Here is a 22,880-nt window from a genome sequence, read left to right as displayed (position 1 = left end):
AGAAATTTGCAGTTTGCAAACGTGCCCATTCAAGGAACCGCACGATGAGAAGTATTTTCAAGCTATTAGGGCAGCGCCTGGCGTTAGGCCTGTTATCGCTGTTCGCCGTTTCAGTCATCATCTTCCTCGCCGTCGGCCTGCTCCCGGGCGATATCGCCCAGGCCATGCTGGGCCAGTCCGCCACGCCGGAAACCGTGGCGGCCTACCGCGCGCAACTGGGCCTGGACCTGCCGCCACTGACGCGTTTCGGCCACTGGATCTGGCAATTGCTGCACGGCGATCTGGGTGTGTCGCTGGCCAACCAGCGGCCCATTGCCGACCTGGTCGGCGCGCGTTTGGGCAACACTTTCAGCCTCGCGTTGCTGGCAGCATTGGTTTCAGTGCCACTGGCGTTGCTGCTGGGGATGCTCGCCGCGCTGTATCGCAATAGTTGGTTCGACCGCTTGCTCAACACCTCGGCACTGAGCGCGGTGTCGTTTCCCGAGTTCTTTGTCGCCTACATCCTGATTCTGGTGTTCGCGGTAAAGCTCAACTGGTTCCCGAGCATTTCCAACCTGTCGCCAGACGCGTCCCTCGGCACCGTGCTGGAACGCTCGGTACTGCCGGTGGCAACCCTGAGTCTGGTGGTGATCGCGCAGATGATGCGCATGACCCGCGCCTCGCTGATCAATCTGCTGGCCAGTCCCTACATCGAAATGGCCCGGCTCAAGGGCATCAGTCAGTCGCGGATCATCTTCCGCCATGCGCTGCCCAATGCGCTGGCGCCGATCGTCAACGTGGTGGCGCTGAACCTGGCGTACCTGGTGGTGGGCGTGGTGGTGGTCGAAGTGGTGTTCGTCTATCCCGGCCTCGGCCAGTTGCTGGTGGACTCGGTGGCCAAGCGCGATATCCCGGTGGTGCAGGCTTGCAGCCTGATCTTCGCGGCGACCTACATCCTGCTCAATACCAGCGCCGATGTGCTGTCGATTGCCAGCAACCCACGTCTGATGCATCCAAAGGGGTAGACCATGAGCGTGCTTAAACAAATGGTCCGGGCGCCGCTGAGTGCCAAGTTCGGATTGCTGGTCATCGTTGTGTACATCCTGGTGGCGCTGTTCGCTCCGGTGCTGGCGCCCTTCGGCGAAACCCAGGTGGTGGGCGAGGGCTTCGCGCCGTGGGGCGGGCAATTTCTGTTGGGCACCGATAACCTGGGGCGCGACATGTTCAGCCGCCTGGTCTACGGCGCGCGCAATACCCTGGGCATTGCCTTCCTGACTACGGTACTGGCGTTCCTGCTCGGTGGGTTGAGCGGCCTAGTCGCGGCAATCAAGGGCGGCTGGGTCGATCAGGGCTTGTCGCGGGTGGTGGATATTCTGATGGCGATTCCCCAGCTGATCTTCGCCTTGCTGATCCTCAGCGTGGTCGGCACCACCGCGACTTCGCTGGTGCTGGTGATCGCGCTGCTGGACGCGACACGGGTGTTTCGCCTGTCACGCGCCGTGGCGATGAACGTGGTGGTTCAAGACTTCGTCGAAGCCGCTCGCCTGCGCGGTGAAGGCCTTTACTGGCTGGTGACCCGCGAAGTGCTGCCGAACGCGGCGGCGCCGTTGATTGCCGAGTTCGGACTGCGCTTCTGCTTTGTGTTCCTGTTCATCAGTGCGCTGTCGTTCCTCGGCCTGGGCATCCAGCCGCCAACCGCCGACTGGGGCAGCATGGTGCGTGACAACGCCGTACTGATCACCTTCGGCGACATCAGCCCGTTGCTGCCCGCCCTGGCCGTGGCGTTGATCACGGTCAGCGTCAACTTCGTCGTCGACTGGATGCTGCACAAATCCAGTGGCCTCAAGGAGTGCTGAACATGACGACAACCAAACCTTTGCTGGAAATTCGCGACCTGCACATCGAAGGTCACTACGAAGACGCCTGGCACCCACTGATCAAGGACATCGACCTGACCCTGCAGCGCGGCGAAGTGCTGGGGCTGATCGGCGAGTCGGGGGCGGGCAAGTCGACCCTCGGCCTGTCGGCCATGGGCTACACCCGAGACGGCTGCAAAATCACCGGCGGTTCGGTGCATTTCGACGGCATTGACCTGCTCAAGGCCAAGCCCGAAGCGCTGCGCAAGTTGCGCGGCTTGCGCATCGCCTACGTCGCACAAAGCGCGGCCGCTTCGTTCAACCCGGCCCATCGGCTGATCGATCAGCATGTCGAAACCGCCGTGATAAACGGCGGCATGAGCCGTGATCAGGCCATGGCCGAAGCCGTGGAACTGTACCGCGTGTTGCGCCTGCCCAATCCCGAACAGATCGGCCAGCGTTATCCGCATCAGGTTTCCGGCGGTCAGTTGCAGCGGGTCATGACAGCGATGGCCATGGCGTGCCATCCCGATCTGATCATCTTCGACGAGCCGACCACCGCGCTGGACGTCACCACCCAGATCGAAGTGCTGGCGGCGATCCGCGATGCGGTGAAAACCTACGGCAGCGCTGCGATCTACATCAGCCACGACCTGGCAGTGGTGGCGCAAATGGCCGACCGCATCATGGTGCTGCGCCACGGCAAACTGGTGGAAGAGGCCGAGACCCGCAAGATGCTCGGTGACCCACAGGAGGATTACACCAAGTCATTGTGGGCGGTACGCAGTTTCCGCACTGAGCCCAAGGCACTGCCACAGCAAGAGCAACCGCTGCTGGAATTGCGCAAGAGTTGCGCCAGTTACGGCCACCAACCGGTGCTTCATGATGTTTCGCTCAAGCTGTATCGCGAGCAGACCCTGGCAGTCATCGGCGAATCCGGCAGTGGCAAGAGCTCCACGGCGCGCTTGATCACCGGTTTGTTGCCACCCACCCATGGCGAGGTGCTGTACGACGGCCAACCGTTGCCGGCGGACTTTCGCCAGCGCAGTAAAGAGCAATTGCGGCGCATCCAGATGATCTACCAGATCCCGGACACGGCGTTGAACCCGCGTCAGCGCATCGTCGACATCATCGGTCGGCCACTGACCTTTTACCTGGGCCTCAAAGGCAAGGCCATGCGTGCACGGGTGGCTGAGCTGCTGGAGATGATCGAACTCGACCCGGCGACCTTCATGGAGCGTCAGCCCCGGGAACTGTCCGGTGGGCAAAAACAACGGATCTGTATCGCCCGGGCACTGGCGGCCGATCCGCAGTTGATCATCTGCGACGAAGTTACCTCGGCCCTCGATCAACTGGTGGCTGAAGGCGTGCTCAAACTGCTCAATCGTATTCAGCAACAACTCGGCGTCGCCTACCTGTTCATTACCCATGACGTCGCCACGGTGCGGGCGATCGCCGATGAGGTGCTGGTGATGCAACGGGGCAGGGTGGTCGACCACGGCTCACGCAGCCAGATTTTCACTCCGCCGCACCAGGATTACACCGGACTGCTGTTTTCGTCCGAACCGCAAATGGACCCCGACTGGCTCGACCGCTTGCTGGCCAGCCGCGCGCTCCCGAATTCAAACCCTACGCTGGAAAAAGCCTAAGGAATCACCATGAAAGTACTGATCGTCCACGCTCATCCAGAGCCAAAATCCTTCACCGCGGCCTTGCGCGATCAAGCGGTCGAGACCCTTGAAGCCCAGGGCCATGAAGTGCAGGTCAGCGACCTGTACAAAATGAACTGGAACCCGGTGGCCAGCGCCAATGACTTCTCTTCGCGGGAAAACCCCGAGTACCTGGTGTACGCCCTGGAGCAACGCCTGGGGGTGAAAAGCCAGTCGCTGGCGGCGGACATCCAGGCCGAGCTGGACAAACTGCTGTGGGCCGACCTGCTGATCCTCAACTTCCCGATCTTCTGGTTCTCCACCCCGGCCATCCTCAAGGGCTGGATCGACCGGGTGCTGGTGTCCGGTATCTGCTACGGCGGCAAGCGTTTCTACGATCAGGGTGGTTTGGCCGGCAAGAAGGCGCTGGTGACGGTGACCTTGGGCGGGCGCGAACACATGTTCGGCGAAGACGCGATTCATGGTCCGCTGGAAGACATGTTGCGCCCAATACTGCGTGGGACATTGGCGTATGTCGGTTTCGATGTGCTGGAGCCGTTTGTGGCCTGGCATGTGCCGTACATCAGCGATGAAGCGCGTCAGCAGTTTCTGGTGGATTACAGCCAGCGGCTGCAGCATCTGAGCGACGACCAGCCACGGGTGTTTCCGAAACTGGCACAGTTTGATGACCAATTGTATCCGCTGGCTAAAAATTCCTGACCGACACCGCTTACCCTGTGGGAGCAGGCTTAATCCCACAGGGCTTTTAGGTGGTTACGTAGCTGGATTTGGGCGGCATTTTATGAGCGGATTTCAGATCTGCGTATTGGGGACGACATATCAGTTGACTCGGATAAAATACGCCTCGACCAGTTGAATAGTTTTTTGAGATGGTGTGTCTATATTTTTGTATATGGGGTTGTGCCATGTTTCCTCAACATATTTACGGGCGTAATTACACAGAGGACCGTCCATTACGGCATCAAATAACTTTTCCCCACTGAAAACTCCACGACTAAAGGGGAATTTGGTTTGGTCTTTTTCGTATATATGCTGAACTATTTTATGCTTGTTTTTTAAGTATCTATTTTGGAGTAATGTATCGGTATTTCCAATGTCTTCAGGGAGTGTTTTTTTAGGTTCGGCAAGATCTGCAAGCAGTTTCTGGTCAAAAAGATAGTCTGTTGACTCCAGATGTAGCTGTTTCTGTATGTGCGAACGCATACGCGCACCCTGAATATCGGGCACTCCAGGTTTTAACTTATATCTGCCGGGAATTCCTGGGATTTCAAATATGCTGTTTGCCATTCTTCGAGCTGTTATCTTGCGAGCCTTAATTGCAAGTTGCAGTGTTATGCGCAAGGGTAAAGAGGCATGTCCGTCTTGATCACTTCGATTAATCGGATCCCCCACGCAGTACGTATAGGCATTCAATCCCCCCCTTTCAAAAGGACTCAAACTGTCTGGACTGTTAAACCGCATCAATACCGGATTAAAAGCCCGATAACCATTGCCCAATAAATAACCTCCAGTCACAGGGTCCGGTCGTTCGCCATTGAAACCCAACAAACTGAGCATCGTAGCCACAGCGGAGCGATGTCCGTAAGGAGAGTAGGCAATGAGCTCTGGTTGGGTGTCTTTCTTGAAGGTATGCAGCACTGAGCGTTGCAGATCAGTGGCCAATACGGTGGTGTCGTGCGCATCTTGTTGGTGCTGTTGCTGAGCCAGTAACAGATCGCCGTGCTGCACGATGGAGTATTCGACCGCTCCTTGTATTTCGGTTGCCAGTCGGTTTTTGCAATAAAAGCGATGACGTGCCGGGGTACCCGAAAGGGTATGGCTGGTCATTTGATCCAGCGGATCATAGTGATACCGGATGACCCAGGGTTGTTTTGATTGGGACATTTGGCGCTCCGGACTTTCAAGGACTGGAGGGTCTGAGTATCAAGGATTTGGAAAGGGGCGGGTACTAGCAGAACTGATAGGAGAAACGCCGTAGATTGCGTGGGTTGTATTGACGCCATCGCGAGCAGGCTCGCACACAGGTGATTAGCGCCATTTTCAAAATCAACGACGCCTGCATTGTTCTAAATACGCAAACACTGAAGTCGCCGAGATTGGAATTGTTGGCGTCGGGGTGCGCTTGTAGCCTCCATGACGCCGAACACCACGATCCGCCAACGATTGGGTGGAGCCCGAGCCAGGGCTCATCAAGACGTCATACCTTGCTTTCGGCCGTATACCCCTTCGGGGGATTGGCGCCTAATAAACATTTTGCACCTATGGCGGCAAGGTGCTGATGTGCGCGCACCACAGTGCGATGTTTCGCTTCGAAGACGGGCACTGCATTGACGGGCCGTGCAAGGGCGCACAGCTGGAGGCGGTGCCGGTGCGCTGGGTCGGAAATTGTCTGGTCATGGAGGTTGGCGAGGAGGGCTGATCTACACTCTCTTTGGGCCACTCGCGCCCATCCGGAGGACATCATGAACAGATTGTCGCCCATCGGCCTGTGCATCGTATTGTCGGTTTTCAGTGTCCAGGGTTGGGCACAAACGGTCGTACCGATGAAGGGCCAGAGCTCACAACAGACCCAACTCGACATCAATGAATGCAACAGCATCGCCGCCAGTAGTACATCGACGACCTCGACGCCTTCCGGTGGCCGGGTCAAGGGCGCGGCGGCGGGGGCTGCCGCCGGTGCCACGGCGGCGCAGGTGCGCGGGCGTCAGCATGACGAGTTCTATGATCGCGTCGATGACGACACCAAGCAGGACTACCGACAGGACCGCGCCAAGCAGACCGCTGCGGCCGGTGCCGTGGTCGGTGGTTCGCGCCAGCGTCAGGAACGGCGAGCCCAGGAGAAGACCAACGCCTCGACCACGTCCACCGCTTATATCAGCTGTCTGCAGGGGAAGGGGTATCAGGTTAATCCTTGAGCCACTGGCGCTACGCTGAGTGAAAAGAGGGGCCTGCAGCGTAATCCAGCGGGAGCAAGCTCCCTCGCCACAGGTTCAGTACAGGTCTCAAGATCAGTACAGGCTCGCGCTGATTTTTGTGGCCGGTCGCTGATCGAGCCAATGCACCATCAAACACGCGTACAGCGTCACCGCAATGAACAGCCCCATGCGCACCGCAAACGCGGTGTACACGTCCTTGCCCAACAGGCTGTCCTGAACCGACTGCCCCAGCAGGATAATCAGCGTGACCAAGGTATTGAGCCAGAAGCCCGGGCTTAATCGGCCCGGGTTCAGGCCATAGAGCTTGCGGGCCAGGATCAGGGCGAACAGCAGCATCCACAAAAAGAACATCCACAGGTGCACGAAAACGCTCAGTGCGCTCCAGAACAGGATCGCCAGCAGCCCGCCAAGCAAGGTCGAGCCGATCAGTTCGCGTGCGGCATCGCGGGTGTTGGTGCTCGAACTCTGCTGGCCGAGGCTGACGGCTTTGAGGACGATGGGCAGGTAGCTGGCGGGATCGATCAGTGCCAGCAGAAAGGTCGGCATCACGATCAGGGTGGCCCTTAGCGCCACCCGGTCGACCTCGGCTTCTGGCGGTGCGGCGGCGGGGGGTGGCGCTGGGGCGTTGTCCGGTTCGGGGAACAGCCAGTGGCTGAATCCGCCAATCATCACGGCCAGCAACAAGCCACAGATCAGGGCCTTGATGACCATCGCTGCCAGACCGAAGTCAGCGACCCCGGCCGAAGGGATCATGGTCAGGCCGATCACCAGAAAGGTCACCACCATGCTGTTGCCGCCCCGTTGGCCGAATCGAAAGACCATGAGCAGACCGATGCCAATCAACAGCACACCGCTGAAGGCGTAATACCGCAGGACCGGGATCAACAGCAGCCCGATACCGGTGGTCAGCATCGCGGTCACCGCCAGGACGAGGGTTGCCTTGACCGGCAACGGGCGATTGAGACTGACCAACAGCAAAGCCCCCAGCACCGGCGCCAGGAACGGAATCGGCAGCCCCAGGCCGAAACTCGCGGCCAGGCACAGCGCGGTGCCGCAGGCCAGGCGCAGCGCGCGCTGAACCCTTGGCGAGCGCTTAGTAGGCATACGACAGCCAGCTCATCAGCCACAGAAACATGCGGCCCAGGGGATTGAGGACATTGCCCTCGGACGGGAAGGCCATGACCTCGGCCTGGCCGCCGGCGCGAATGGCACGGTTGTCCTTGAGCAGGGTCAAGGCGTCCGGCGAGAACTCGATGATCACAGGGAAGCGTTGCGCCGGGCGCAACCAGTCGCGGCTGTTCTGCACCGTCGGCAGGCTGCCGGGGGCTGCCGGTTGGCCCACGCTGACGCCGTAGCCGACGCTGCGCACACGACCGTGGAAGACTTCGCCGGGCAACGCATCGAGGGCAATGGACACCGGGGTTTCGGGTTTGACCAGGGCGAGGTTGTTCTCGGTCATGTCGGCGCTGATCCACACATCGTGGATCGCAATCAGGGTCATGACCGGATTACCGGCCGCCGCGAATTGACCGACATCGGTGCGCAGGTCGGTGATCAACCCGGCCGAGCGAGCGCGGATCTGCGTGTTGGACAAATCCAGCTCGGCTTTCGACAACGCGGTCGCGGCGCTGCGCAACTGGGCGTTGTCTTCCTCGCTGCCACCTTCCGTTTCACGGGCGCGTTGTACCTCGGCGCGGGCGGCAGCGACCTGGCTGACCGCCGCCTCACGGTTGGCGCGCGAGACTTCCAGCAGGCGCACGGAGATGGTTCCCGGGTCCTCGCGATACAACCCCTCCAACCGCTGATTGTCCTGGCGAGCCTTGAGCTCATTGGCTTGCGCCGCGCGCAAGTTGGCCTGCGCCGAAGCTATGCCGGCGGTACTGGCGCCGATCTGCCGGCGGGTGGATTCCAGGTCCGCTCGAGCCCGGTCGACGGCAATCTGATACGGCTGCGGGTCGATCTCGAAAATCACTTCCCCGGCCTTGACGTCCTGGTTGTTGCGCACATTGACGCGGATCACCCGCCCTGAGACTTCCGCCGCCACCGGGATCACAAACGCGCCCACCCGCGCCTGTTGCGTATACGGTGTGAAACGGTCAGCCAGCAGGTACCACGCGAGGCTGAGGACGATCAGCAGCAGCACCCACTTGGTGCCTTTTTTGGTCGGATCGGCAGCCGCTTCCGCGGGCGGCGGGGAGGGCGCGTCGGGCGTCACGGGCGCGGCTTCACTCATGGGATTTCACCTGATCGGGCAAAGGGTAGGCGGGCGGGGCGGCGGGTTCGGCCAGCAGATTGCCCCAGTCTGTGCGTTGCTCCATCTGCTGGCGCGTCGTGGAGTCGACTTTGACTTGGGCGCTGTACCAACCGCCACCGAGGGCTTTGTACAGGGCAATCACGTTGCTCACGGCATCGCCGCGACTGAGCAGGTAACTGTCCTGGAGTTCGAGGAGCGCGCGTTGTGCATCGAGCACACGCTGGAAATCCGAATAGCCTTCGCGGTACAGCGTGTTGGCCAGTTCCAGTGAGCGTTTGGCAGCACCTTCGGCCTGGCGCAGGATGCGTTCGCGCTGCAATGAGCGCGTCAGGCCATTGGCCGCGTCATCCGCTTCGCGTGCGGCCTGGCGTACTTTGTCGCGGTAGGCTTCGATCAACTGCTGCAACCGCGCGTCCTGCACGCGCACGTTGTTGCTGATGCGCCCGTAATCGAACACGTTCCAGCGCAGGCTGGGGCCCCCCACCAGATCGAGACTGCGGGACGTACCGCTCAGGGTATCAGTGGACCAGACAATGCTGCCCAACAGCGTCAACGACGGATAAAAATCGCTTTCGGCCACGCCGATCAGCGCCGATTGTGCAGCGACATTCAGTTCGGCAGCCCGCACATCGGGCCGGCGCAACAGCAGATTGGCCGGGACGTCCTGCAACACGGCGCGGTCCACCAGCGGAATCAGTCCGGTGTTTTCAGCCATCAGCGGGAGCGCCCCCGGCGGACGACCGATCAACACACCCAGTGCATTGCGGATACGACCGATCTGATCCTCAAGCCCGGGAAGGGTGCTCAAGGTGCCCAGGTATTGGGTCTTGGCTTGTTGCAGGTCGAGTTCGGCAGTCTGGCCACTATTGAACAGTTTTTCCGTAATCTCGTAATTGCGCAGTTGCTGACGGGCGTTTTCCCGGGCCACGCGCAGACGCGCTTCGGTGGTGCGCAGGGAAAAATAGGTGTCGGCCACCTGGGCGCGCAGCAACACCAGCGCATCTTCATAGTTGGCTTCGGCCGCGAAATAACTGGCATCGGATGACTCGATCGCGCGGCTGAAACGTCCCCAGAAATCCAGCTCCCAACCTACATCGAAACCGCCACTGTGCTGCCAGAAATGGCTGTCGACCGGGTTATTGCCACCGTACTGTCGCCGGTTGACATACACGCTGTCAGCGCTGACCTGCTGCAGTTGCGGGTAGAGGTTGCTTTGGGCTATGCCCAATTGCGCGCGGGCTTCCATGACGCGCAATCCGGCGATTTTCAGGCTCGAGTTGTGGGCATCGGATTCGGCGATCAACTGGTTGAGCGCCGGGTCGGCAAACACTTGCCACCACTGGCGGATGTCCGGGTTCACCGCACGTTGGCTGGCTTGGTCGAGGGCCGGGGTGTTCCAGTGGTCGACCCACGCTTCGCCCGGTGGTTGAAAGTCCGGCCCCAACCGCACGCAACCGCCGAGGACAAGCACGGCAAACAGCAACAGCGGGCGGGTACCTGAATGCATCGCGCGTCTTCTTCCAACCAATAGACATCACAGCAGCATAGACGCCTGAATGGCCGCCGCTCAGTTTCAACGCCGCGCTGCGCAAAAACGCCACCACTGTCGTAAAAACGACCTGTTTACGCTGAACGCGAACCGTTGTGACTTTTCTGTTGAACGAGTGTTCAGCCTGGTCTATGTTCGTTCCACCTTCTTTCCCGGCTGGTTGCGGGCTTGCGTTTCTTCTATTTTGAACGAGGCACTGGCATGCGGTTTTCACCCTTTGTTGAACGGATCTCAGGACAAGGCGTTGCGGCCTGGGATATTCACAATGCGGCGTTCGAAGCTCGCCGCAACGGTGAGGATGTGATCATTCTCAGTGTTGGCGATCCTGATTTCCCGACGCCTGATTTCATTACCGATGCCGCCATCCAGGCGCTGCGCGAAGGGGACACCCACTACACCGAGATCGCCGGCCGTCAGGCGTTGCGCGACGCCATCGCTGCACGCTACGGCAAGCTGTTCGAGCGTGAGGTGCAAGCGGCAAACGTGATTACCGTGGCCGGTGCGCAGAACGCCTTGTTCGTCGCCTCGATGTGCCTGCTCAGTGCCGGCGACGAAGTGATTGCCCTCGATCCGATGTACGTGACCTACGAGGCCACCCTCAAGGCCTCCGGCGCCACGCTGGTGCGTGTGCCCTGTTCGGCGCGCGACGATTTCCGCCTTGACGCGGCGGTGCTGGCCAAGGCCATTACCCCGCGCACCAAGGCGATTTTCTTTTCCAACCCCAACAACCCCACTGGCGTGGTGCTCAACCGCGAAGAGTTGCAAGCCATCGCCGACCTGGCCATCGCCCATGACCTGTGGGTCGTGGTGGATGAGGTCTATGAGAGCCTGACATTCGAGCGCGAGCACCTGAGCCTGGCCGCCTTGCCGGGCATGGCCGAGCGCTGTGTGGTGATCGGCAGCCTGTCGAAGTCCCATGCCATGACCGGTTGGCGCATCGGTTGGATCGTTGCCCACCCGGCCTTGGTCGCGCATGCCGAAACCCTGGTGCTGAGCATGCTCTACGGCTTGCCGGGGTTTGTCATGGAAGCCGCGCTCAAGGCCGTGCAGGCCCACGACGAAGTGACCCACGGCATGCGCGACATTTATCGCCGTCGTCGCGATCTGGTGGTGGCGGGGTTAGCGGATTGCCCGGGGATCGAAGTACTCAAGCCCGACGCCGGCATGTTCGTGTTGCTGGATGTCCGCGCCACCGGCCTGACGTCGCTGGAGTTCGCCTGGCGCCTGTTGCGCGAGGCGCGGGTATCGGTACTGGATGCCGCGGCCTTCGGCGAACCGGCGCAAGGTTTTGTGCGGCTGTCGTTCACCCTCGGTGAAGAACGCCTGGCGGAAGCCTGCCAGCGGATTCGTGATTTCGTCCTGGTGCTCAAAGGTGAGGCGCCCCGGCCGATCATCAGCCGCGAGACCCCTTCAGCAGTGGTCGAACCGGTCGCCGGCCGCACCATGATCCAGGTCGAACAGTTGCACAAACGCTTCGGCAATATCGAGGTGCTCAAGGGCGTATCGCTGACCGCCCGCGAAGGCGAAGTGATCTCGCTGATCGGCGCCAGCGGCTCGGGCAAAAGTACCTTGCTGCGCTGCATCAACATGCTCGAAGTACCGGATCAGGGGCGGATTCTGGTGGACGGCGAAAGCATTCACCTCAACCACACCCGTCCCGGGGCGCCGCTGGTGTCCGACGCCAGGCAACTGGTACGCATCCGTTCAAGCCTGGGCATGGTGTTCCAGAACTTCAACCTCTGGCCCCATCGCACGGTGCTGGAAAACCTCATCGAAGCGCCGACCCAGGTCCTGCGCGAAAGCAAAGCGGAAGCCACCGAACGGGCCGAAGCCTTGCTTGAACGCGTCGGGCTGGCCGCCAAGCGCAACGAGTACCCGGCGTTTCTCTCCGGGGGTCAGCAACAACGGGTGGCCATCGCCCGGGCCCTGGCCATGCGGCCCAAGGTCATGCTGTTCGATGAACCCACCTCGGCACTCGACCCGGAACTGGTCGGGGAAGTGCTGCGGGTGATCCGCTCCCTCGCCGAAGAAGGCCGGACCATGATCCTGGTGACCCACGAAATGGCCTTCGCACGCGATGTCTCTTCCAAAGTCGCCTTCTTGCATCAAGGGCTGATCGAGGAAACCGGTTCGCCGGACGAAGTGTTCGTACACCCACGCAGCGAGCGTTGCCGGCAGTTCGTCAACGCTCATCAAACTCGCTAACGCCACATAAAAAGACGGGAAAACACCATGGGAAATCGACGTTTTGCACACTGGTTGACCGGCGCCGCCTGCGTACTGCTGGCCGGCATGAGCGCGGCACAGGCACAACCCATCCGCTTTGCGGTCGCCGCCGAACCGTATCCGCCATACACCGAGAAACAGGCTAACGGTGAGTGGAAGGGCTTTGAAGTCGACCTGATCCACAAGCTGTGCAGCGAAATGAAAGCCGATTGCGAGATCAAGGAAGTGGCGTGGGACGGGATTATTCCGTCGTTGCTGGCGAAGAAGATCGATGTGATTTTCTCTTCGATGTCGGTGACCGAAGAGCGGGAAAAACAGATCGCGTTCAGCAAGGCTTATTACGACTCGGTGGTCGCGGTGGTGGGGCCGAAAGACGCCTCCGTCAAGAAATACCCGGATGACCTCAAGGGCAAGACCATCGGCGTGCAGAACTCGACAGTGAGCGCCAGCTACCTGAAGACCTACTACGAAAAAATTGCTGACGTTAAGTACTACGACACCCAGGACTCAGCCAACGCCGACCTGATTGCCGGCCGTATCGACCTGATGATGGCCGACGGCACCGCCATGGCCGCTTTCGTCAAAACACCGGATGCCAAAGACCTGGCCTACCTCGGCGCAGTGCCGTATGACCCGATCTTCGGTAAAGGTGTGGGCGCCGGCATGCGCAAGGACGACACAGAGCTCAAGGCCAAACTCGACAAGGCCATCCAGGAACTGCTGGCGAGCAAGGACTATGACGACCTGTCACAGAGTTACTTCGGTACCAGCGTAAAACCGACATTCTGACCGTGGGAGCCGGCTTGCTGGCGATCGGCACAACGCGGTGTGCCTGACACACCGCCATCGCTGGCAAGCCAGTTCCTGCAAGGGATCGCGTGTGCCAACCGGAGATTCGAATGCCAGCCATGTTTGATTTGATCAATTTCAGCGAGCAAGGGTGGGGCGGGGCGCTGCTCAAGGGGCTCTGGATGACCCTGCAGATTTCGGCCGGGGCCTTCGTGCTCGGGCTGGCGATCGGCCTGGTGGTGGCCTGCCTCAAACTGGGAGCGCCCAAGCCCATTGCCGCACTGGCTCGCGGTTACACCACGTTGTTCCGAGCAGTGCCGGAGTTGTTGCTGATTCTGCTGCTGTACTACGTCGGCTCCATGCTACTCAATTCGCTGATGACCTCCCTCGGTTACGAGGTGGTCAACGTCAGCGGCCCGCTGGCAGCGATCGTCGTACTGGGCCTGGTGCAGGGCGCCTATGCCTCGGAGATTTTCCGCGCGGCGATCCAGGCGATTCCCTATGGCCAGATCGAAGCGGCCAAGGCGTTCGGACTGCACGGTTTCGGCCTGTTCCGCCGTGTCACTCTACCGATCATGGCGCCCTACGCGATGGCGGGGATGGCCAACCTGTGGATCAACCTGATCAAGGACAGCGCGCTGATCAGCGTGGTCGGCACCAACGAGCTGTTGTACACCGCCAAACAAGCGGCGGGCTCGACGCGTCACTATCTGTTGTTCTACCTCACGGCCGCGGCGTTGTATTACGCGGTGACGCTGGTGTCCAACTACCTGTCGGGACGGCTTGAGCGGCGCATTCGTCGCTGGATGCCCCTTGCTGACTAAACCGGCTGAGTAAATGAAATGATTCCAGCGTGGACAGTTGAATACGCATCGCTGTTGATCAGGGGGTTGCAGACCACCATCGCCATCCTGCTGATTTCCAGCGTGTTCGGTTTTGTCCTGGCAATACTGGTGGCACTGGCACGGATCTCGAAAAACAAGTTCATCGCCAAGGTCAGCCTGTTCTACACCAGCGTGACCCGCGGAACGCCGTTGCTGATTCAGATTTACATTTTCTACTACGGCCTCGGCAGCCTGTTTGCGCAGTTCCCGCTGATTCGCGGCAGTTTCCTCTGGCCGTACCTGCGTGATGGTTATTGGTACATCGTGTTTGCGCTAGTGGTGTCAGTGGGTGCCTATGTCGGCGAAGTGATTCGCGGCGGTCTGTTGGCGGTACCCAAAGGCGAGATGGAAGCCGCCTCCGCGTTTGGCATGACCGCTCGCCAGTCACTGTTGCGCGTGCGGTTGCCCCGGGCACTGCGTTTACTGCTGCCAACCCTGGCCGGGGAAACCGTGATGTTGCTCAAGTCCACGGCACTGGCCTCGACCATCGCCGTGATCGATTTGCTGGGCGCGGCCAACGTCGTTCGCGCGCAAACCCTGCAAGTGTACGAGCCGTTGCTGTTGGTAGCCGGTGTCTACGTCTGCCTGACGTTCCTGATCGAAGCCTTGTTTGCCTTTGTTGAACGCCGGGGCACCCCGGTTCGCAGGTCCGCATGATGAATAAACTGTTGGTGGACCGCTCGCTGCAAGGCATTGGCCTGTGCACACTGGGCTACGCATTTCTGTCGTTGCAGGACGCCGGTATCAAGTGGCTGGTGGCCGACTATTCGGTGGTCACCATTTTGTTCTGGCGTGCACTGGTGGTGGCGATTGCGTGTTTGTTGATAGGGCGCTTGTCACTGGTGCGCCGCGCGTGGCGTTCGTCCAGCCGGCGTTTGCTGGTGGTGCGTGGGTTGCTGTCGATTGCCGCGTGGCTGCTGTACTACACGGCGGCACGCGATCTCACGCTCGCAGAGATGACCACGCTGTATTTTTCCGCGCCGATCATGGTCACGGTGCTGGCGACGGCGATTCTCAAGGAGCGCGTCACCGGTGGGCAGTGGTTCACCCTGATCATCGGTTTTGTCGGCGTGGTGATTGCTTGCCGCCCGAACAACCTGGCCAACCCTGTGCCGATTGTCCTGACGTTGCTGGCGGCGATGTGCTGGGCGTTCACTTATATCCAGCTGCGCCAGGTGGATGACCAGACCTCGGTGCTGGAGCAGATGCTGATCACTAATGTGGTGTTCGTCATCTGCATGGCAGTGGCTTTGCCCTGGACCCATACACCGGCGCCGACACCGGCATGGATGGGCATGCTGGGGGCAGGGCTGCTGGGTGGCGTCGGCCAGTTCCTGTTGTTCGCCAGTTTCCAGCGCGCCACCGCGACGGTGCTGGCGCCGTTCGAGTACACCGGACTGATCTGGGCGTTCCTGCTGTCGAGCCTGATCTGGGGCACGCTGATGGATGTGTCGCTGATGATCGGCGCCGGTTTGATCGCGGTCAGTGGCACCCTGGCGATGATTTTCGGCCGGCATCCCGCACAGGACGTCGTCGGTGCTGAATGCTCCGTGTCGCAGCCGCTTTATCCAGCAGCGGCAGATGAGGATTCCGTTGGCCGGACCGAAGGGGTCAAGGCACCACTCGATCCAGAAACCGTCGAACATCGCCGATAAACCAATGGCGAACAGGCGCGTGTCGGGGCGCTAAACCTTTCTCCACATCGGCGCTTCGGTTATTTACGTTCATGTAGGGAGGGCAATGACATGGCGCAGGATATTTCGTTCAAGATTCGCAACAACAATGGCGATACGGTGCAGGTAGGCGCCTGGCGTTTCCAGGGCGCCAGCGGCGGGCCGAAGGTGCACCTGCAGGCCGGGGTGCATGCCGACGAAATTGCCGGGATGCTGGTCCTGCATTTGTTGATGCAACATCTTGCGGTAGCGGAGGCTGAGGGCCGACTCAACGGCAGCGTGACCGTGGTGCCACAGGCCAATCCGCTGGGCATCGGCCAGTTTCGCCAGGGGCGGATTCTGGGACGCTTTCACGATGCTACCGGCCACAACTTCAATCGAGGCTTTGACCAGTCTGCGGCGATGGAGCAACCGTCCACCAATGTCCAGGAATGGCAGAAAAAACTGGTGCAACTGGCCGCACCGGCAGACGTAATGCTCGATCTGCACACCGATGACGAAGCACTTCCCTATATCTATGTACACCGTAGCTTCTGGCCCCAAGGGTACGAACTGGCGGCGGCAATGAAGATGGACCTGGCGATTATCTGGGACGAAGGTGGCGATGGCTCCTTCGAGGAAACCATCATCGCGCCGTGGTTGCGCGAAGGCGCCACGCAGGGCCGACTGGCCGCGACCCTGGAATTGCGAGGGCAGGGCGACGTTAGTGACCGGTACGCCACGCAAGATGCACAAGGTCTGTACGCCTGGCTGTGCGGTTTCGGCGTTATCGACGGCGCAAACGCACGGCCCGAGTGGCCCGTGGAGGTCAGGGACATGGCGCAAATGGAGACCATTCTCGCGCCACAACCCGGCGTGCTGATCTTTGAAAAAGAGCTGGGTGACGTCGTGAAGCAAGGCCAGCGGTTCGCACGGATCCTTCGCCGCCCGGGGGATCCGACTTCAGAAGTGGTGCTGGTGGCCGAACAAACCGGGCGCATGGTCACCCGATATCGCGATCGATTGATCTCGCAGGGCGTAGTGGTCGCGAAGTTCACCGGCAGCCAAGTGTCCCGTCATTGGAGGGGCGGGTTGCTGGACCCGAACTGACTGATGGAAAGATGAACTCCAAATCCGGATAACTACGCTAAATGCCTGTTTAGTCGAGTTAATCGCCAAACGTCGGCGAAAATCTATTAAATTCAGGCAAAATCATAATTAAGGAAAAAGTGCGTGAGCAGGATCATAACAGACGCCACCCAGCAATTAATTGCCGCACTCGATCTGGTTCGACATCAGGAAGGCGGCTATTACCGCCGAACGTTTCAGTCCGACAATCAAACCATGCTGAGCACTGCGGGCGGCCCACGATACCGCATGACGTCTATCTACTACTTGCTGACCCAGGATTCACCCATAGGTCATTTCCACCTGAACAAGTCAGACATCGTGCATTACTACCATTTGGGTGATGCAATCGAATACACGCTGATTTTTCCAGACGGCAGATTGAAAACGATAGTGATGGGCAACGACGTAATCGCTGGGCAAAGTTTACAGCTACACGTACCGGGCGGTATCTGGAAAGCATCACGGTTGATGGCGAGCTCTTCGGGATTCGGCTTGATCAGTGAAGCGGTTTCGCCGGGGTTTGATTTTGCGGATATGGAAATGGCGAGCCGACGAACACTCAGTGAGCAGTTTCCAGAGCATTTGGGATTGATTGAAAGTCTGACAAACCGTTGAGGTGTCAGGGGGGCGATTTGAGCCTTGAAATCCGTGTGCAACGAGCCTGATGCTGTAATATTTTGTTACGCATAATGTATATTATGTTAAACGAGGTGCTATGTTAAATATGTTCATGAGCATCCTAAAGCTTGCGACTTCGCGAAATTGAAACTAATTTCTCCGATCCGCTTCTGAAATCCCCATCTCGCGAGTAAATTTGGGAATCTCGCTTAGATCTGTCTCTAAATTTGAAACTTTTTTGCTCTTCATCCTGCCCGTCTTGAGTACACCAAACTTATGCTCAGAATTCGGAGCATGTAAAACTCCAAACTGGTGTCGACGTTACCGCTTCTGAATTTCAGTTCCCACGTTTTCACCGTGCGATCCAGACAGCACGGCGAAAAGCTTACCGTCATAGAAATTTAGCTCGTGGGCTTCCGGCGATTGGATACCGCGGGACTACGTGACGTCCTATGGCGAGGCCCTCGCGGACCTAGCCATGCATGACACCGCTAGCTTCTTCGTGTGCAGCTGAAACCACGCGATGAACCGGCCCATCGATCTGACTTTTTCAAGACTCTGTTGAATTCCACTATCTACGTCCTTGGCACTGCCGGCACTGGCGAAGGTCAAGTCAACCTCGAGGCTGGTAGCAACATCAGCATCGCGCATTGGCAAAGGCCTGACGGCTCCGCTGTAATCCCGTTTTTTTCTTCGTTGCAAACACTACAAAGATCCATAGATAGCGAAGAGTCCTACGTAGAGATCCCGGCCAGATCGCTGTTTGAAATCACACTAGGCACCCCTCTTTTCCTCAATCCAAAGTCTCCTTACGGGAAAGAGTTTTTCCCGGAGGAAGTGCGCCATCTGCTCTCCAACGAGATCGGCCAAAAGCCGGTGCAGCGCACGGTCGAAAAAGACACCAAAGTGCTGCTCGGACAGCCGTCGCAATATCCGTCGAAGATGGTCAACTCGCTCACACAATTACTCGCCAAACATCGCAACGTAAAGCGTGCATTTCTGGCGTTGATGCATGACGCATCGTCTGATCAAAAGCCTCATCTGATCATTGGTATTGAAGCGGACGGAGATATTGAACTGGTCATGCGCGAAGCCGGTAACGTTGCCGGGGATTCCGCTCCGGATGGCGAACCCGTTGACCTCTATCGCGTTCACGAAGGGGAATCAGGCCTTAGCGATTACTTCCTCAAGCAAACCGCACCCTTCTATGAACGGAAGTCGGCAGGCTGGCTGCGTTCATTGTTCGGCTTTGGCAAAGCGTGACAAAGATCAACGTCGTGCTAACCGCCGAGCAGGCCTGCGAAATCGTGCTTGGCCTGTTTGACGGCGTCATGAGAGATGGCAAACCTGAGCGTTTTGTCATTCAGTCATGTGAGCTTTCCGCCAACGGCCATTACTGGCCGGTTGCTGCCCTTTGCGACAGGCAACAATCGGCCAGAAGCGGACGCTCTCCAGTGTCTACTTAATCAGCGGTGATTCAGGGGCTGGGGGGGGTATATATAGTTGATTGCCAAGCTAATCCCCAAGCTCGAATTGCTGAAACCCCACGCGCCTGACGTAAACCCAAAAGTTATCCTTTGGCTCATATTGCTCCATGCAAACACTGTGTTCCTGGCACAGTTCATCTTCGTCGATCAGGATGCGATCCCAATCGAAGTCAGGGTTCTTGGAAATGGTATAGCTAGGGTAAGGTTTGTCGAGATCGAAGTGGATCGAGTACACGAACAACGGAGATTCCCACGGCATGTGGGTTTCGTACAACCGCATCAGTTCCGGCATCTGTGCTTTACAGTGCTGTTCGGCAAACGTCAGTGCCTGGGGCAAATCATCCCACGTAGCCTTGACCGCGCGTTGCGCAGCGGCGAGCCTGGCGTAAGATGGCTCGTCACTGTGGTGCTGGACGTAAATCAATCGGCTGCCGAACTGGAATTCGCATTGCCAGACACCCGAGGGAGCACGCCAGTGGCCAAGCATGGATTCGGTCAGTAGATTGATGTCCATATCGGTACCACACAGATGGAAAGGTGCTCAGTTTACCCTCTCAAATATCAGCCTGGGAATGCGTAGGCGTTTGGGCTATTTGTCCGACATCCACGGGATCTGACTGGCAGCTTTGGGTCGTTTTCAGCCGGTCGCGACAGGCAGAAAACGGCCATGCAATTGCGCAGTAGTAAGGTGATCGGGATTCCATTGGTGGCTGCGTCGACTAACTTTTCTTTTCCAATCGAGCCCAGAAGAATATAGGCAACGCCAACAAAACGGGGGCAGCAGACCCTTCTTTAAAGTCGCGCGCAAATGATCGCCACAGCACACGCACAAATTCTGACGGCCAGGTGTACCAACGGATGCTCTGGATCTGCTTCAGATCTGAGGCTGGGGCAACCTCTGTACTTTGCTGAGTGCGAATGAGAGATATCTGATCACGAATGGAAAGGTAAAGCGGTACAGCGCATGCCAGAAGTTGTAATTCCACCCAATCAGATTGAACATCCAGCTTTGCACGACCAGGAACGTCATACTGATGACGAGCCGATAAGGGCGGGAACGAGCATGCAACCTTCTTTCACTGCATAAAAGCTCCTTAGTAGGGATGAAAGCGACCCGTTATCTAGGCGGCCACCCCTCTCAAAGGCCGCAGGTCAAAACATCCACTAAAATATAGCCCCTCTACGCACCAAGACCCTCTCTGCTCATTTCGGGCGTCACTTTCTTCACGCGTGACGCGACTCGACCAATACGCTTCAGTAGGCCCGAACAATCGTCCGAAAAAACCATCTGACTTAGGCGCTCATGCGCATATTTGAGGTCAAGAGTGTTTCCAACGGAACCGCTGCACGCCACGTCAAATTTGCTCAATCGAACTCTCCCTTGGTCTTATTTTGGGATGCTTTCATTGTCAGTTTCAGGATGATTCGTGGTGTATCGAAGCTGAGTGAGCTCCACAGAATATTGCTCCGACAACCTCGTGGCTTCGGCCAGTTGCGAGCTCGCCTGCGCCAAACCCTCCTCTAGCCGCTTGGATTCCGCACGCGACATGCCTAGCTGCTCCTGAAGCGCTTCTTTCGCCCCGTCTGCCTTGGCAACTGCTGTCTTCATGGCTGCAATCTCACCGCTCAAACGAAGCGCCGCATCTTCATGCGTCGCCGCCGCCTTGGCCTGCTGTCGCGCCTCACTTAATAAGCGCTCGTTATCTCTGTTGAGTCGAGTCAGTTCATCTTGCTTGAGCATCAACGTTTGCTGCAGCTGTCGCAGCTCAACCTGAACTTGCTGCACCTGTCCTTCGTGTCGTTGCTGCTCCTGTTCACGCTGCTCCTTGACCGCGTTGCGGTAATGTTCCAGCGCCTCGCGGGAGTGAAGGTGCTTTTCCTCCAGGGAGCGGATCTGCTCGTCCTTTTCTTGAACACGGAGTTCCAAGTCACTGCAGTTTTGGGTTAGGCGTGCATTGCGGGTGAGTTCGGCTTGCAGGCTTGCCTGACAAATCTGTAACTCATCCGCCTGAAGCCCTAACGCCCCTTTCTGACTATCAAATTCCCGCTGCAAAGAGGCGAGTTCGGTATTCAAGCCGTCGAGCTTTTGCTCCAGCTCGCTGCGCTGCTCGTCGAAACGCGCCTGGGTATGCGCGAGAGCTTCGCCTCCCTCCTCCGTCATTCGCTCTAAGAGACCGGCCACAAGCTCGGTCAGTTCATCGCTCAATCGCTCTCTAGAGGCCCGCGGCCGAGGGTCAAAATCTTCGATTTCCTTCAAATATCGGTGAATAGTCGTCTTCGAGCCGGTATTGCCCAGCTCGATGCGCACGGCGTCGATGCTTGGGTTCTCTCCCCGAGCAAGCAGCGATTCCCGGGCTTGTTGGACAATCGCCTTGTTAATTCCGCCGCGTGCCATTTGCCTCTCCTACGATTTCGTACTGTTTTACATACCACGTATATACATAGCACTTTACTACTATAAAAAGAACAATATAAGAGTGATTCTTTGATAAAATAATGGAGCGTTATCGCATCATAGAGCTGGTTTTCGTTTTTTCCAGCGTGGGAAAGGTACGTTTGGCGTAGGAACGATATGAACATGGCGGATCGCTACCTGCAGGCCGGCACCCGGGAAAATACCCGGCGCAGCTATCGTGCAGCGGTGGAACATTTTGAAGTGACTTGGGGTGGCTTCCTCCCCACGACGGGCGATGGCATCGTGCGCTACCTCGCCGAGTACGCGGACAAGCACACCATCAGCACGCTGAAGCAGCGCCTGGCCGCCCTCGCCCAATGGCACATCACGCAGGGATTCCCCGACCCCACCAAAACACCTACCGTGCGGCAGATGATCAAGGGCATCCGCGCGTTGCATCCCGCTCAGGAGAAACAAGCGACTCCCCTGCTCCTGCAGCACCTGGAACAAGCTGTTCAGTGGCTGGAGCAGGACGCGGAGAAAGCAGCTGCCCGCCAGGATCTGACCACCCTGCTGCGCAGCCGGCGTGACATGGCCTTGGTGCTGATCGGGTTCTGGCGTGGTTTTCGCGGGGATGAGTTGTCGCGCTTGCAGATTGAGAACACCCAAGCGCAGGCAGGGGTGGGCATTACCTTCTACCTACCGCACAGCAAGGGCGATCGCCAGCACCGCGGCACGACGTTCCGTACACCTGCCTTGAAGAAGCTTTGTCCGGTGCAAGCCTATGTGAACTGGATCACCATCGCCGGCATTGCACATGGCCCAGTCTTCAGAAAGCTCGATCGTTGGGGGCATCTAGCTGAAGACGGCTTTAACGCTAACAGCCTGATTCCACTGCTGCGGCGAATTTTTAATCGCGCGGGGGTGTCTGGCGATCTTTACACCAGTCACTCATTACGTCGCGGCTTCGCCACCTGGGCAGCGGCCAATGGCTGGGATATCAAAGCGATGATGACGTACGTCGGCTGGAAGGACATGAAGTCAGCCATGCGCTACATCGACACGGCAGATTCCTTTGGGGAGTTGGCGACAAGTCGGCCACTCACTTCATCAGCTATTTCCCAAGTGCAAGCGTTGAAAGTGGCTGAAAATCCCTAAGGGCCGGATGAAGTGTCGCGAGTAAATTTGTTTCACCGTTGATGGAGCGGATGGACTCGGTTCGCGTGGTTGCGCGCCATCGAATGAAATGTTGTGCGCGGTCAACTTGGGCGCGGCTGACTAGTGGGCCGATGGAGGTTGCCGAATCGTGATGGTTGTCGACTAGTACCGCTCTGACTGAAGTCTTTATCCTTTTAAGCGCATCCTTAAAGCGCGCGCGACGCAACCATAGTCTTGTGCCAGCAACCCAGGCCCGACGGTTGTTCCTAAAGGCCGCATACAGTGTCAGGGGAACT

The 22,880-nt window shown here is 58.5% G+C and carries 20 protein-coding genes and 2 pseudogenes; 15 read left to right on the top strand and 7 right to left on the bottom strand.

All coding sequences use genetic code 11. The features are described 5' to 3' along the window. Window positions 1–44 precede the first annotated feature (44 nt). Genes BVK86_RS00795 through BVK86_RS00780 form a run of 4 tightly spaced genes read left to right on the top strand, consistent with a single transcriptional unit; the run spans window position 45 to window position 4,204 of the window. Window positions 45–1,004 (top strand): ABC transporter permease, encoded by a 960-nt coding sequence (locus tag BVK86_RS00795; protein ID WP_075944596.1) that lies wholly within the window; start codon window positions 45–47, stop codon window positions 1,002–1,004. A 3-nt stretch (window positions 1,005–1,007) separates the two neighbouring features. Continuing rightward, window positions 1,008–1,835 (top strand): ABC transporter permease, encoded by an 828-nt coding sequence (locus BVK86_RS00790; protein ID WP_075944595.1) that lies wholly within the window; start codon window positions 1,008–1,010, stop codon window positions 1,833–1,835. A 2-nt stretch (window positions 1,836–1,837) separates the two neighbouring features. Further along, window positions 1,838–3,484: an ABC transporter ATP-binding protein gene (locus tag BVK86_RS00785; RefSeq protein WP_075944594.1), complete on the top strand. Its 1,647-nt coding sequence runs from the start codon at window positions 1,838–1,840 to the stop codon at window positions 3,482–3,484. Between the two features lie 9 nt (window positions 3,485–3,493). After that, window positions 3,494–4,204 carry an NAD(P)H-dependent oxidoreductase gene (locus BVK86_RS00780; protein WP_075944593.1) on the top strand — a complete coding sequence of 237 codons (711 nt, stop codon included), beginning with the start codon at window positions 3,494–3,496 and terminating at the stop codon, window positions 4,202–4,204. A gap of 120 nt (window positions 4,205–4,324) precedes the next feature. On the opposite strand, the gene BVK86_RS00775 is transcribed toward BVK86_RS00780, so the two are convergent. Further along, entirely contained in the window at window positions 4,325–5,389 is a 1,065-nt protein-coding gene (locus BVK86_RS00775; protein ID WP_075944592.1) for an RHS repeat-associated core domain-containing protein, read from the bottom strand. Between the two features lie 367 nt (window positions 5,390–5,756). On the opposite strand from BVK86_RS00775, the pseudogene BVK86_RS30050 reads away from it, so the two are divergent. After that, window positions 5,757–5,924, top strand: a pseudogene (locus BVK86_RS30050) (Rieske (2Fe-2S) protein); the annotation flags it as partial. A gap of 43 nt (window positions 5,925–5,967) precedes the next feature. Then, entirely contained in the window at window positions 5,968–6,420 is a 453-nt protein-coding gene (locus BVK86_RS00765) for a YMGG-like glycine zipper-containing protein (RefSeq protein ID WP_075944591.1), read from the top strand. A 93-nt stretch (window positions 6,421–6,513) separates the two neighbouring features. On the opposite strand, the gene BVK86_RS00760 is transcribed toward BVK86_RS00765, so the two are convergent. The 3 genes from BVK86_RS00760 to BVK86_RS00750 are packed head-to-tail and all read right to left on the bottom strand — an operon-like array spanning window position 6,514 to window position 10,202. Further along, window positions 6,514–7,545, bottom strand: a complete 1,032-nt coding sequence (locus tag BVK86_RS00760) for a DUF2955 domain-containing protein (protein ID WP_075944590.1) — start codon at window positions 7,543–7,545, stop codon at window positions 6,514–6,516. Then, window positions 7,535–8,674: an HlyD family secretion protein gene (locus BVK86_RS00755; protein WP_075944589.1), complete on the bottom strand. Its 1,140-nt coding sequence runs from the start codon at window positions 8,672–8,674 to the stop codon at window positions 7,535–7,537. The genes BVK86_RS00760 and BVK86_RS00755 overlap by 11 nt, the downstream gene beginning before the upstream one ends. Then, complete coding sequence (locus BVK86_RS00750; protein ID WP_075944588.1) at window positions 8,667–10,202, bottom strand: efflux transporter outer membrane subunit; 1,536 nt, start codon at window positions 10,200–10,202, stop codon at window positions 8,667–8,669. Before BVK86_RS00750 ends, BVK86_RS00755 begins: the two co-directional genes overlap by 8 nt. Before the next feature lie 243 nt (window positions 10,203–10,445). Here BVK86_RS00750 and BVK86_RS30305 point away from each other — a divergent pair, with 243 nt between their 5' ends. The 8 genes from BVK86_RS30305 (at window position 10,446) to sseB (ending at window position 18,807) form a co-directional block, all read left to right on the top strand. Then, window positions 10,446–12,449 carry an aminotransferase class I/II-fold pyridoxal phosphate-dependent enzyme gene (locus BVK86_RS30305; RefSeq protein WP_075944587.1) on the top strand — a complete coding sequence of 668 codons (2,004 nt, stop codon included), beginning with the start codon at window positions 10,446–10,448 and terminating at the stop codon, window positions 12,447–12,449. A 27-nt stretch (window positions 12,450–12,476) separates the two neighbouring features. Further along, window positions 12,477–13,259 carry a transporter substrate-binding domain-containing protein gene (locus BVK86_RS00740; RefSeq protein ID WP_075944586.1) on the top strand — a complete coding sequence of 261 codons (783 nt, stop codon included), beginning with the start codon at window positions 12,477–12,479 and terminating at the stop codon, window positions 13,257–13,259. Between the two features lie 110 nt (window positions 13,260–13,369). Then, a complete protein-coding gene (locus tag BVK86_RS00735; RefSeq protein ID WP_075944585.1) occupies window positions 13,370–14,083 on the top strand; it encodes an ABC transporter permease in 714 nt (237 codons plus the stop codon). An 18-nt stretch (window positions 14,084–14,101) separates the two neighbouring features. Continuing rightward, window positions 14,102–14,800 (top strand): ABC transporter permease subunit, encoded by a 699-nt coding sequence (locus BVK86_RS00730; RefSeq protein WP_075944584.1) that lies wholly within the window; start codon window positions 14,102–14,104, stop codon window positions 14,798–14,800. Continuing rightward, window positions 14,800–15,798, top strand: coding sequence for a DMT family transporter (locus BVK86_RS00725; RefSeq protein WP_075944583.1), 999 nt, complete (start codon window positions 14,800–14,802; stop codon window positions 15,796–15,798). Before BVK86_RS00730 ends, BVK86_RS00725 begins: the two co-directional genes overlap by 1 nt. A 90-nt stretch (window positions 15,799–15,888) precedes the next feature. Next, the gene (locus BVK86_RS00720) at window positions 15,889–16,905 is read left to right on the top strand and encodes a M14 family metallopeptidase (protein ID WP_075944582.1); all 1,017 of its coding nucleotides are present in this window, start codon (window positions 15,889–15,891) and stop codon (window positions 16,903–16,905) included. A gap of 123 nt (window positions 16,906–17,028) precedes the next feature. Further along, window positions 17,029–17,541 carry a cupin domain-containing protein gene (locus BVK86_RS00715; RefSeq protein WP_075944581.1) on the top strand — a complete coding sequence of 171 codons (513 nt, stop codon included), beginning with the start codon at window positions 17,029–17,031 and terminating at the stop codon, window positions 17,539–17,541. A 507-nt stretch (window positions 17,542–18,048) separates the two neighbouring features. Further along, entirely contained in the window at window positions 18,049–18,807 is a 759-nt protein-coding gene (sseB, locus tag BVK86_RS00710; RefSeq protein WP_075944580.1) for an enhanced serine sensitivity protein SseB, read from the top strand. A 252-nt stretch (window positions 18,808–19,059) separates the two neighbouring features. Here the strand turns inward: sseB and BVK86_RS00705 are convergent, their stop codons facing one another. Together BVK86_RS00705 and BVK86_RS00700 are read right to left on the bottom strand one after the other, a co-directional pair. Next, window positions 19,060–19,545, bottom strand: coding sequence for a hypothetical protein (locus BVK86_RS00705; protein WP_075944579.1), 486 nt, complete (start codon window positions 19,543–19,545; stop codon window positions 19,060–19,062). 873 nt (window positions 19,546–20,418) lie between these two features. Then, window positions 20,419–21,426: a DNA-binding protein gene (locus BVK86_RS00700; protein WP_075944578.1), complete on the bottom strand. Its 1,008-nt coding sequence runs from the start codon at window positions 21,424–21,426 to the stop codon at window positions 20,419–20,421. 183 nt (window positions 21,427–21,609) lie between these two features. Here BVK86_RS00700 and BVK86_RS00695 point away from each other — a divergent pair, with 183 nt between their 5' ends. Further along, the gene (locus tag BVK86_RS00695; RefSeq protein ID WP_157720467.1) at window positions 21,610–22,584 is read left to right on the top strand and encodes a site-specific integrase; all 975 of its coding nucleotides are present in this window, start codon (window positions 21,610–21,612) and stop codon (window positions 22,582–22,584) included. On the opposite strand, the pseudogene BVK86_RS30390 reads toward BVK86_RS00695, so the two are convergent. Then, window positions 22,541–22,879, bottom strand: a pseudogene (locus BVK86_RS30390) (aldehyde dehydrogenase family protein); the annotation flags it as partial. The gene BVK86_RS00695 and the pseudogene BVK86_RS30390 overlap by 44 nt on opposite strands. Between the last annotated feature and the right edge of the window lies 1 nt (window position 22,880).

The organism is Pseudomonas reinekei, from assembly GCF_001945365.1.
In the GTDB taxonomy this organism is placed as follows: domain Bacteria; phylum Pseudomonadota; class Gammaproteobacteria; order Pseudomonadales; family Pseudomonadaceae; genus Aquipseudomonas; species Aquipseudomonas reinekei.
The sequence above is the reverse complement of the archived record's forward strand: the minus strand, read 5'-3'. Positions and strand labels throughout refer to the sequence as shown.